Raw genomic sequence first — 11,855 nt, 5'->3', positions numbered from 1 at the left:
CGCCGGACATACATTAGGTCGAGAGCCTCCAACCACCAGGTTGGAGGCTCTCCCCCTTTAACCACCAAACCAGGGATGACGCTCTGTCAGCACCGGAGCGGACATCACCAACGCTTCCTCAGCACCGGCGGCCGTACGCCGGACGCTCCCTCAGAAGTGGCCGGCACACCACCCAACGCTCCCTCAGAGGCGGGGCATATACCACCAACGCTCCCTCAGCAGTGGTGAGCTCAAGGACGTCGCTCCCTCAGCACCGGCGGACAGAACCCCAACGATCCCGCAGAAGCTGATCGCAATCGAACGGCCCTCCCGCAGCACCGGCCGGCGTCGCCGGTCAGAGGTGAGGGAGCGTCGCCCGAAATCGCGTCGGGGGTGAGGGAGCGTCCGGGGAAACGGGTCAGAGGTGAGGGAGCGTCGGGTGGATACACGTCAGTTGTGAGGGGGCATCGGTTGTTAACCGGTCAGAGGTGAGGGAGCGTTGGGTGGGGGGGCGGGAGGACCTGGCGTTCGGTGCAACGTAGAGTTGGTGACCATGGATAATCTCTTCAGCCACGCCGCAGCCGCCCCGGATCCCGGCGGGGAGGATGCCCTGGAACCCGTGGTGTGCACCGTCGTCGTCCCGGGCGCTGTCGCAAGGGCCTTCATGGGCTTTACCGAGCACACGCACCTCTGGTGGCCGTTGGAAGGTCACAGCGTCTTCGGGGCGGGGTCTTACGTCGAGTTCGAAGAGAGCCTCATTCTTGAGACCGCGGACGACGGCCGCAGCTCCGTATGGGGCACCATCGACGACTGGCAGCCGCCGTTGTCCTTCCATGCAAGTTGGCACCCGGGATCCCAAGCCCTGTGGTCCACGGAACTGAGGGTTGCTTTCCGCGCTGTGGAGGACGGCACAGAGGTCCGCGTCGTCCACGGGGGATGGGAAGGGGCCAAGGAGCCGGCAGCCACCCGCGCCGAGTATGCGGCCGGCTGGCCGGACGTGCTCGATCGCTTTGTGCGGTTCATGGGTGGGGCGGCGTAGCCGTCGGCCGGCGAACCCGCCCCGCCGCGTCCGGCCAAAGAGCCTACGAGTTCTCGCGGGACGTGATCGCGAAACTCGGGGACTGAAGCTCGGTGAAATTCCCGACACTGGCGCGCACAGTGCATTGGGGTGTGATTTGAAGGGCCGTTACGGTGAGCCCGGAGCTGTCGACCGCCAGGGCGCCGCCGCAGCCGTCGGAGAATCGCAGACCCTTTTCGCCGTCGGACACGGAATCCAGCATCTGCGACGGTTTCCCCGAAGCGGGACTGACGTACAGCGGGTTCAGCTCATCGGCGCCGCTGGCCCACACCGGCACCAGAGTGATCCGGAGCGGGCTCGGCGTCACGACCCGCGTAGGAGTGCGCACTTCCACCCCTTTCAGGCGCTGGACCGGATAAGCAGTGCCCTTGACTGCCGGATCCTGAGTCGCGGCCGTTGTCGCCTCCGAACCCGCACGCAACCACGTATCGAACGACTTCTGGTTTGCGGGCGAGACCGGCACCGTGGCGGTCACCTCGGCCTGCCCTCCCGCCGGGATCTTCAACCCGGAAAGCCGCCAGCCGCACTCGACGTCGAGACCGGTCAGCGAGGCCTGGTTCCGGCTCACCGAGGCACCGTTCCACGTGACTGCCGGGCACGCTTCGCCGGCGGCCAGGCCCGGAACTATCTCAAGGAATTCCCCCGACAGCGGCGCCTTCTGCGCGGAGTAGGTAATGGTCAGGCGGACCTGACCGGAAGAGGGCTCGTAGCTTGCGGTCCGCGAGATCGTCAGGCCGGTCGGCAGGGCCGTGCCCTGAAGTTGCGTGCTCAGCTGGGCGCCGGCGCCGCCGTTGGCCTGCGGCTGGTCCGCGGGGGCAAGCACGGCGAAGCCCCAGACCATGGCCACCAGCAGAAGCGCAGCGGAGCCGGCAAGAATCATTGCCTTCCGCGTCCGCCAGAACGGGACGGTGTCCGTGCCGTCCGCAGGCCTGACGTCCGGGGTCCGCGGGACTTCGCGGCGGGGCATGGAACGGACGATCGTTGCGCTGCCAGCCTCGCCCAGGTCCGGGACGTCCTGGCCGGCGTCCTCTACCGGGGCAGCGGCGAAGGCCTCGAGCTCCGAATCCGAGAAGGCGCCGCGGACAACAGTGGCGGGGCGTTCGACGTCGGTGAAGTCCTCCGGCGCCTCGGAGCGGGCCATTGCTTCTGCACCCTCTACTGAGGGGAGGAGCCGCCGAAGGGTAGCGGCGGCCTCGCGCGCCGTCGGGCGTTGGTCCGGTTCCTTCGAGAGTAACGCGTCGAGTATCTGCCAGAGCGGGTCTGCCACCAGAATCCGAGGCGGGCGGGAGGACACGTGGCGGTAGGCGACGCTGAAGTCTGGCCCGGGCCCTGCGAAGGGGGTGCGCCCGGCCAAGAGTTCGTAGAGCAGGACGCCGGTGGAATACACATCGCCTGGCGGGCCCGAGCGGCCCTGGCTGATGAGTTCGGGCGGCATGTACTGCGGTGTGCCGATCAGGCCAGTGGTCTGTCGGATCCTCTCGCCCACCACGTCGGCTATCCCAAAGTCGGAGACCCGCACGTCTCCCGGACCCCACTCGGCCCAGGGGCGGGCGAGGAGTACGTTGTCCGGTTTGATATCCCGGTGGGTGACACCGCGGGAGTGTGCCAAGGCCAGGGCGTCGTATACCTCGGCCGCCACCGTGAGCGCGTCCGCCGGGCGGAGCGGCCCGGCGGCCTGCACCACGTCCCGGAGCGAGCCGCCGGCTACATAGTCCATCACGATGGCCAAGCGTGGGCCTTCCACCACCATGTCCCGGACCGTGACGATGTGGGAGTCCTGCAGCCCGAGGAGCACGGACCTCTCACGGACGAAGCGTTCCACGAGCGAGGGGTCGTCGGCGTGCTCGGGACGCAGGACCTTGGCGGCAAAGGTCGCGCCGTCAGCCGAAGTGACCGTCCAGACTTCGCCGACGGCACCCGAGCCCACCCGATCGCCGAATCGGTAGGACGCTCCCAACGCCTGACCCGCTTGTGCGAATTGCATTCCGTATTCTCCAACGCTGTCGATCTGGTTCCCGCTCCGGGCGGCTGGTGCATGTTCACGGGCTGCCGCCCGCCGGGTCAATCCCCGGTGCTGATGGACTGGATCAGGGACATCTGGCCGCCCACGCCCAGATAGCCGCGCCCGGTGGTCATCGCCACGGGAGACCGCCGCGGGAGCGTCGCACCCAGCAGTTCGCCGTCGTAGTTCACATCAGGTTGCAGAAGGACTCCCAGCCGGGACTTACGGACCGTCTTGGTCCAGTGGCTGTAGAGCCCGCGCAGGTCTGCTGCCCGCCCGGAGGCGATGACGCACAGGCCTGGCTGCCCGGAAGATACGATGCCCGCGATGGATTGATCCGCGTCCTCGAAGCGCTCGGCGTCGTCAATCAGCAGGAATACCGGACCCCGCTCCAGCCGAAGCGAGGCCACCAGTGCGGGTACCTCGTCAGCGCCCACAGCGACCCGGTCGAAGTCCGAAGAAGCCAGGGGCGAGCGGCGGTCACAGATGGCCCACACCTGCGCCGGGCCGCGGGCTGCGGCGGCGCCGCGGACGGCTGCCGCAATCGCGAGCAGGAGGGTGGACTTGCCCGAACGGGCTGGTCCGGCGACTAGGGCATGCTCACCCTCGTAGATCTCGAGGAACGCCGGGGAGAGGTCCGCCTCCTGCATTCCCACCGGGACGTGCCACGGCTCGGCGTCCAGGCGGGGTTCCACGCCCAGTTCCGGCAACGTGACGCTGGCGGGCAGACGGCGGATGGCCTGCGACTTAGCCGGCGCATCGGCCCAGCTCCGCTGTACGAGATCCACAGCTGCCTCGATCCCGATACCCGGAGTCGCCACGTGCATCTGCAGCGAGGTGCGCGGATCCACGCAGCGGCCGGGAAGCGGAGCGGGGATTTCCTTGCCGCGGACACCCAGCGAGGAGTAGTCGTAGGCGTCCGCCAGCCGGAAGAGCCACCTCTGCAGCGTCACCTCGTTCATGGCCGAGGGCACCGCCTTGGCGCGTGTGGTGGTGACCGCAAAGGACAGCCCCAACGCCGGGCCGTCCGCATAGGCGCGGTACAACAGGGCCAGCAGCTGCTGGCCCTCAAAGTCCTGGAACTCGTCGCGCAGCGAGGCCAGCCCGTCCACCAGCACGACGGCGCGGCGGTGCCGGCCCGGATTTGCGCGGCGGCTCTCCAACTCGGTATTCAGGTGCCGCAGGAAGCGGGCCTGCTGTTCTTTGGCGCCGGCGCCGGTTCCCACATAGGCCACCGTGTGCGGCAGCGCAGCCAGCGGTTCCAATTCGCGGGAGCCCATGTCGAGGATCATCAGGTCCAGCTCGGACGGATCGATGTCCTTCGCGAGGGTCAGTGCGATCGATGCCAGCGCCGTGCTTGTGCCGGAGCCGGCCACGCCCATGAGCATGAGGTTCCCGACGGATAGGTCCCACCCCGCCGCGGACTGGCGCTGCAGTTCCGGCTCGTCCACGACGGCCACCAGAACCGAGGAGCCTTGGACGGCGCCCGCCTTCGGCAGAGCAGGGAGTTCATGTTGCAGGGCTGAAGCGGCCGGCGCTTCGCTGTGGGCGGCGTCGTTGGGCGCAAGGAAGCCGTTGGGCGCAAGGAAACCGTCCAGCTCTACCCGTTCGCCCAAGGCCTCGGGCCAGACCTGCCGCGGAGGGGCGTAGCCTGCTTCGGCATTGGCCCCGACAATCGCATCGATCAGCAGGTCCAGGTCGTTCCCGTCCGCCGCCGCAGCACGCGGGCTCGGGGCGGGCGCCGGGACGCCGAACTGGCGTATCTCCCGGACGTCCACGGCCGGTCCGCCGCCCAGCTGGGCCTGCCCGGTCACGAGCGCAGTCTGCACCGGAGTGATCTCGTCCTGGCCCAGTTTCACGAAGGCGCGGCCCATCTGGGCCCGGCCAATCGCCGACGCAGCGGGTACACCGATGACATTGCTGGAATCGTCGCGGCTTTGCACGCGCAAGGCCACCCGGAGGTTCGTATTCGCGAGGATGTCATCACTGACGACTCCCGCCGGGCGCTGTGTTGCCAGGATCATGTGCACTCCCAAGGTCCGGCCGACGGCGCCTACGCTCACGAGTGCCTTGAGCACGTCCGGGAAGTCCTTGGCCAGCATGGCAAACTCGTCGATCACCAGCAGCAGCCTCGGCATGGGCTCAGCCGGGTTCGTTGCCAGGTAGGCGTCCAGGTTGTCGATGCCTTCGCCGGCCGCGGCGAAGATCCGCTGGCGCCGCTCCATTTCCGCCTCCAGCGCACGGAGGGCCCGGTCCGCGAGCTGTTCGTCCAGGTTGGAAATGGTGCCGATCGTGTGCGGGAGGCGTTCGCAGGCCTTGAAGGCAGCGCCGCCCTTGAAGTCGACGAGGATGAAGTTCAACCGGGTCGGATCGTTGCGTGCCGCGAGGCCGGCCACGAGCGAGCGGAGGAACTCGGACTTGCCGGAACCGGTGGTGCCGCCAACCAGGCCGTGCGGTCCATCCTTGACCAGGTCCAAGGTCAGGGTGCCGGCCTCGCCGGTGCCGATCGGCGTGGACACGCCGGTGGGGGACTGCCACAGGCGACGGATTGTGGCCGGAGCGGGGCGGTCGAAGCCAAGGAGTCCGGGCAGCCGCACCAGCGAGGGCAGCGAGGCGCCGGGAACGCTCAGCTCCGGATCCTCGAAATGTGCAACCCGCATGGCGCAGCGCAGGGCCGCCTCCTGGTCCAGGCCGGCCAGGATGACGTCCTCGACGCGGGTCAGGTCCTCGGGCTGGTAGACCGTGGCCGCGGCGTCCGTACCCACCGTGATGATCGAGGTACAGGCCGCCGGCAACTGCTCCTCGGAGGTTGCAATGACGATGCCGGCCACCCGGGACGGGCGCTGCTGCGCACTGGTGTGGACCCCGGGCGTCGAGCGGCCCGTCCCGAGCAGCGCGCGGGCCGGTGCGTCCCGGCCCTCCGTGAGCACCTCGGAATCCAGCACAACCAGCAGCGCGGGTGTAGGGAGCTCCTGTACGTCGTCTTTGAGCGCACGCAACATGGCGACGCTGGTTTCACGGTGCGCCGACATCCAGCGCTCGCCGGTACTGCTGCCGGCCTGGCGGGTGTGCGGCAGCCACGAGGCCCATTCCCACTCGTCGGCGCGCCCCGCGTCGCAGAACACCCCGACGGTCAGATCCGCGGGACCCACGTGCACCGCGGCCTGGGTCAGGAGGGATCGCGCAAGCGCCAGAGCCCCCTCCCGCGGGCCCACAATGCCCACCACTCCGGCGTCGGTCAGGTCCACAAGCACCGGGGCAGCCTGCAGCCGCGCTGCAGCAAGCGAGTCCTTGACCTTCTCGTCCAGCCGGGCGCAGGCCGCTCGGTCCACCTCAGGCTTCCAGGGGACATCACCGGTGCCGGCGTGCAGGGCCAGGAAGTCATCCGCGTCCGCGCGGCGCTGCCACAAGGACGTGGCAGGCAGAGCCGGGCGTCGTGCAACCGTCGCCGGATCCGGGATCATGCGATGCCGACGGGCGGTCTCCGCCGCGGCAGCGGCACGGACCTGCTGCTCGAACTCCTCGAGTGCGCCGGCGAAGCGTTCGTCTTCTTCCTTGAGCCCGCGGGTATGCCGGCGCTTTTGCTCGAACCACATGCCCACGGCCATGACCGGGCTCAGCAGGGCAAACATCGCGAAGCGCAGGTCCCGCAGGATCAGGACCATCGCTGCCGCCATCACCAGGGGCGCCACCACCGAGATGTAGCTGAACTTACTGGCCGGCGGGACTTCCTTCCGGCTCGGCGGAACGAGAGGCTCGCCCGCGGGTGCACGTCCGGGGCGGGGTGGCCGGTTGAAGGGTGCGGTCCCCGCCGGCGTGAGGTTGTGCAAGCTGCCGGGTGCCGGTGCCGGCGTCTCCTCCAGGGACCGGCGCAGGAGAAGCACCGTGCCGCCGGCCGTGATCGTGGCGCTTTCGGTGACAAGGACCCCGTCCTCGCCAACTTGCAGGCCGTTGACGAGGGTGCCGTTGGTGGAGCCGCCGTCAAGCACCCGCACCCCGTCTTCCTCGCGGCGCAGGCGGCAGTGGTCCCAGGACGCGCTCTCGGTGGGAAGGCTCAAATCCGCGTGCGGCGACCGGCCAATGAGCATCTCACGGCCGTGCGGCACATCGACGACGGCGCCGGCTTGCTCGCCGCCGGCGAGCGTCAGGCTCCAATCGCGCACCCTCTCCGGGGTCTGCCAGGGCGCCCGCGAGACCCGGCTGCCTTCCAGGATGATCAGCTCCGAGAAAGGGGTCGATCCCCGCACCTCGGCCTCGTTGAGGAACACGGTCTCCTCAGGGGCCAGCTGCGGGCCGCCCGCGGCCGCCACGAAGTCCGCCAGCGTGGTGGCCGGCGCGGCCTGAGCCACTTCGCACTCAAAACGGCGTTCGTCCAGGTCGATCAGCACACGCACCGCGGCGCTCCTTCTGTGGTGAGATGGTGACCCGTTCGCCCGTAGTGGGCGGGGGGCAGCGTGGTTAGGGGTTCGCCGGCGTCGGCACCCAGACGAGCCGAGGAGCATCCTCGTTCTGCGGGCGTAGGCCCAGATCCTGCTGGGACGCATAGACCGGGATGGCTTCCGCTGTGAGCGCAGCGGGGCGGGAGAAGTCCAAGGCCGGGCCCGCGAGGCCGTCAGCAGGGCCGAACGCCATGGTGCGCAGGGCCGCTCCGACCTTGGCGGGGTCGCCGCTCCGGGCCGATGCGGCCGCTCGGACGAAAGCCACGACGGCGTCGTGGCTGCGCGCGTCCGCGGCCCAGGCGTCGTCGGAGAACGGGGCGTCGTTAGTCAAGTTCATGACCTCCGGGTCCCCGGACGCCAGCCGCACGGCGGACAGGAACGCGGACATTCCGCGGCCCTGGGCGTCCTGCTGGAGTGCGGTGGCATCTCCTCCGGCCGAGGCTATGCTGACCAGCTGCCCGGAAGCGGCGCCGTCGAGTTCGGCGAGCGTCGAAGCGAAAGCCGGGGCTGTGGCGCCGTCGGGCATGATCACGGGTACGGACACGTCGCGTGCCTGCAGGGCCTGGACCAGCCGGGCCAAGCGCTGCGGGGTGGCGGCTGAGACCACCACGGCGTCCGCGGGGTTGGCTTCCTTTGTGGATGCGGTGCCCGCGGGGGCATCCTTCGCCGGCGGCCGCAGCTGGTCGCCGGTCCGGATGGCGGCTTCCTGGGCCAGATCGCGCACCTCGTTGAAGTCGGCGAGGTTCAGGGTCTGTGAGATCCCGACGGAGCCGGGGCTCCCGCCGCCGTCGTTGACCAGCAACACCCTCTTCTTGCCGCTCAGCGCCGTTCGAAGGGCGGCTTGGGTGGACGAGCCGGAGGGCTCCGTCGTCCAGGTGGCCTGCCCGGGATTCGACGGTTCGGCGTAGGGAAGGATCACCGGAACGCCAAGCTCCTCGGCCGCCTTAGCCGCAGCCCGGGCCTGGGAACCCGTGGTCGCTACGACAATCCCGGAGACTCCTTGCTTGGCGAGGGTCTGGACGGCGGCGCGCGCGCCGCCCTCCGTGCCTTGGTCGTTCTGGGCAGAGAGGGCGACGTCAGCGCCTCCCCGGGAAAAGCGCTGTGCGGCGACGACAGCGCCCTGTGCCCCCTGGTTGTAGGCAGAACCTGGTTCGCCGGACTGGCCCAGCGTGAGGACGACGCCGAGGGAGAAGTCCTTCGGCAGGCCCTCCGCCTTCAGCGCCACGGGGACCGTCGCGGCCACCGGATCCGGCCGCGACGCCTCGCTGGGCCGGCTCAGAGTGATGATGACCGCAAGAGACGCCATGAGGACGACGGCGGCACCGGCAGCCAGCAGGGTCGTGAGCCTTGCGCGGGGGCTCATGCTTCGCCGCCGATCTTCAAGGTGTACAGGGTCTGCGCCGTGGCACCGGCTGGTACCTCGAGATGGAATGGCGGCAGTTCGTCGACCGAGGCGAGTGAGGCTTTGAACTGCGCTTGGCGCAACAGCAGCCCCGCCACATCCCGGGAGCGGATGTTGGCATAGCCCTCGGCGTTCTGCGATGCCAGTGCCAGCTGATAATCAGCGGTGTCGGCTTTTGCTGCGCTTGTCGCCATGGAACCCAGCAGGCCAGAGCCGTTCACCGAGCGATCGCCCAGATCAAGCATTACTTTGTTCAGGCTGGAGGACAGGAGCGCCCTGGCGCCCTCGACGTCGCGGGTCGATCCGGATGTACTGGTGGCGATGCTCGCAAGCGAGGCCCGCGTGCTCTTGTCCAGGGATGCGGCCAGCGCGTCGCCCTGCTGGTGCAATTCGTCCCGTTGCCGGTTCACGGTGCCCTTGGCGTCCGCTACCACTTCGTCCGAAGTGGTCTTCAACCCTGAGATGGAGCGGTTGAAGGCCGCGACTACGGACTCGGAACCGGCGTCACCGATTTCGGCGACCTGGCGCACCTGGTCGTCCACGGCCTTGTAGACCTCCGCTGCGGTGTCGGCGGAGACTTCGCTGAGGGACTTCTTGATCTTGTCGCCGAGGCTGTCCTGCTGCTCCTTCAGCTTCCCGAGCGTCGTACCGACCTTGCCGGAGGAGTCGATCGCTCCGCCAAGCGCGGCGTTGAGGGCGTCGAGTTCGCGCTTGGTGCTGTTGACGTCTCCGGTTGCGGCGCCGTCGAGCGCCTTCGTCGCCGTCGTGATTGCGTCCAATTTGGCGTCGAGGTCATCGATCGTCGTGCCCAAGGTGGTTAGGGCCTGGCCGATCACCGCGTCGGGGGCACTGGTGTCGGTGGCGGCCAGGACGGTGTCCCAGGCCGTCGACTGGGCCACCARCCGGTCGTTCAACGGGTCTTTGAACCCCAGCGGCGGAGTCAGCGCCGGCATGGGGAGTCCGTTCTGGTCCGTGGCCTCACAGGGGGTGGACGTCAGGTAGGAACGCAGTTGCTCCGCCTGCTCGGCGGAGAGTCGGCCCGCAGCGGGGGAGCTGCCGTCCGCCACTTTGCACAGCTCATCGGCAAGCCGCTGGGTTTGCTGCGTCATGGAGCCGTTCAGCAGCGAGCTGTCGCCGACCTCGCTCCGCGCGGTCTGGGCGGTCTTCTTGATGTCGACCAGCTTCTGCCTGAGGCCGTCGATACTGCTGCGGACCGCAGCAGACGCGTCACGGGTGGCAGCGACGGACGCCTTGGCGGACTTGATCGCCTCGTTCACGTTGGCGAGCGCACTCTTGTAGTCCTCGGTGGTCTTGGCGCCGTCGAGCACGGCAGCGAAATCGGCGCGCACCTTCTCCAGAGTCGCCGCGGAGGCAGCCTGATCCTTGATCGCACCCTCGACCAATCGCGGCTGAAGTTCCGCCACCAGCTCGTCGCCCTTCTTGACCAGACCCAGCAGCGCACCGGTGACGGTCACAGCGGATCCGTAGAGCGAGCACGTCATCGAGCCCCGTTCAGCGCAGTCTTTGGCGGTGGGGTTCTCGGGGCCCATGGTGGCTTCGATCGCGCCTGCCACGGTATCGCGGCAGCCTGCGCTCACTTTCGCGTAGGCGTCCAGCTGCGAAGCCATGGTCTGGATGCTGGAGAAGACCGTGGCCGACTTACCCGACTTGGCCACCTCGGCCGTGCAGCCGTCGCCGCTGATGGGGGCCCTCGCGGGCACAGCCGTCGTGTCGCCCAGCATCGCATCCACGGTCGACACGGTCAGCTTCAACTGGGATGCGGTGGTGGATTGAGTTGCCTTAGTCGCGGCCTCCAGATCGGCGCCGAGGGCCTTCAGCTGTCCCTTCAGGTCCACCATGGTGGAGCCCAGCGCCTTCGAGTTATCGCGCAGCTCGCCAGCGGTCTTCACGCCCAAGGTCTGGGAGGTCGCCTGCAGGTTCCGCCGGACGTCGGTGATCGTGGAACCTGCTTTAGTCAGCACCGTGTTGACGTCGGAGACCAGCGAGATGGTGCGTCGTTGCAGCTCCATCTCGGACCCGGCGCCGGAGGAAAACGCGCCGGCGAGGACGCCGTCGGCGCTGAGGTCGGTGTTGAGGCCGGGCTGGACCGCTACGTCGAAAGCGGGGACCTGGAAGTCTCTGACATCGGCGACGAGGCGCAGGGTGGTACTCGCACCGGACCGCGGCGGGGCCAGAACGGTGGCCCACTGCACCACGGTGGCACCGTCCTCGGCGCTGCTTAGGACGCCGTTCGTGCCGGTTTTGCCATCCGCAGAGCCGGCTTTGACGTCGTCGGCCCGGACCCCGGCAAGTTTGGTTGCTGCCGCGATGGTCAGCGGGGCGCCCACCAGGGCGGTATCGGAACGGGATTGGCCGGCCGCGTCGTATTTGATGACCTGCGGCTTGACCGTGAGGTTTTCCAACGTCAAGTCGATCTCCACCGGCCCCGAATGCCCCTTGAGGTCATTGAGGTCGGAGCCGGACTTGTCACCGGCGCGGTACTGCAGGCTCACCCGGACGGGGAGATCGCCCACCGCCTGGGCGGCATCGTACTTGGTGTCCGCCGACGACGAGTCTCCGGCCGCGGAGACGGAAATCGTCGTGCCGTCGATCGTTTGCACGCCGGCGGCGGAGGACAGGCCCACGCGCACGCTCTGCAGGAGTTTCGCCGGCTCAGCCACTGCTGTGGACCCGGGGGCCTTAGTGCACGACGTCGTCGCGACCAGCCCCACGGCGACAATGACGGCGCCCAGCGCGCGGCCCGAGGCCCTGCGACGTTGTCTTTTGGACGGGTGTGAATACGTTGGTACGGGCATGATCGTCCCCCCTAATGCGTTCATGGTGCCTTGAGAATGATATACGGGGTTGCTCCTTCAAATTGACTAACTAGGTTTTTAGTTCCTCGACGCCGCGCAGCAGTGAGTGGCAGGGGCCCGGAAAGGCCACTACCGGCCG

5 protein-coding genes are annotated in these 11,855 nt (G+C 68.6%); 1 reads left to right on the top strand and 4 read right to left on the bottom strand.

What is annotated here, in order from left to right:
- The first annotated feature begins 532 nt into the window (after positions 1–532).
- Entirely contained in the window at positions 533–1,018 is a 486-nt protein-coding gene (locus AC1DK9_RS14430; protein ID WP_476916350.1) for an SRPBCC domain-containing protein, read from the top strand.
- A 43-nt stretch (positions 1,019–1,061) separates the two neighbouring features.
- On the opposite strand, the gene AC1DK9_RS14425 is transcribed toward AC1DK9_RS14430, so the two are convergent.
- From AC1DK9_RS14425 to AC1DK9_RS14410, 4 genes are all read right to left on the bottom strand, one after another.
- Complete coding sequence (locus AC1DK9_RS14425) at positions 1,062–3,041, bottom strand: serine/threonine-protein kinase (RefSeq protein WP_476916349.1); 1,980 nt, start codon at positions 3,039–3,041, stop codon at positions 1,062–1,064.
- Positions 3,042–3,118: 77 nt separating this feature from the next.
- Positions 3,119–7,453: an FtsK/SpoIIIE domain-containing protein gene (locus AC1DK9_RS14420; RefSeq protein ID WP_476916348.1), complete on the bottom strand. Its 4,335-nt coding sequence runs from the start codon at positions 7,451–7,453 to the stop codon at positions 3,119–3,121.
- A gap of 64 nt (positions 7,454–7,517) precedes the next feature.
- Positions 7,518–8,861, bottom strand: coding sequence for a type 1 periplasmic-binding domain-containing protein (locus AC1DK9_RS14415; protein ID WP_476916347.1), 1,344 nt, complete (start codon positions 8,859–8,861; stop codon positions 7,518–7,520).
- Positions 8,858–11,716 carry a hypothetical protein gene (locus tag AC1DK9_RS14410; protein ID WP_476916346.1) on the bottom strand — a complete coding sequence of 953 codons (2,859 nt, stop codon included), beginning with the start codon at positions 11,714–11,716 and terminating at the stop codon, positions 8,858–8,860. The genes AC1DK9_RS14415 and AC1DK9_RS14410 overlap by 4 nt, the downstream gene beginning before the upstream one ends.
- Between the last annotated feature and the right edge of the window lie 139 nt (positions 11,717–11,855).

It is taken from the genome of Arthrobacter sp. 01T414 (assembly GCF_056398965.1).
Note: the sequence above shows the minus strand (reverse complement) of the source record. Positions and strands in the feature narration are given on the sequence as shown.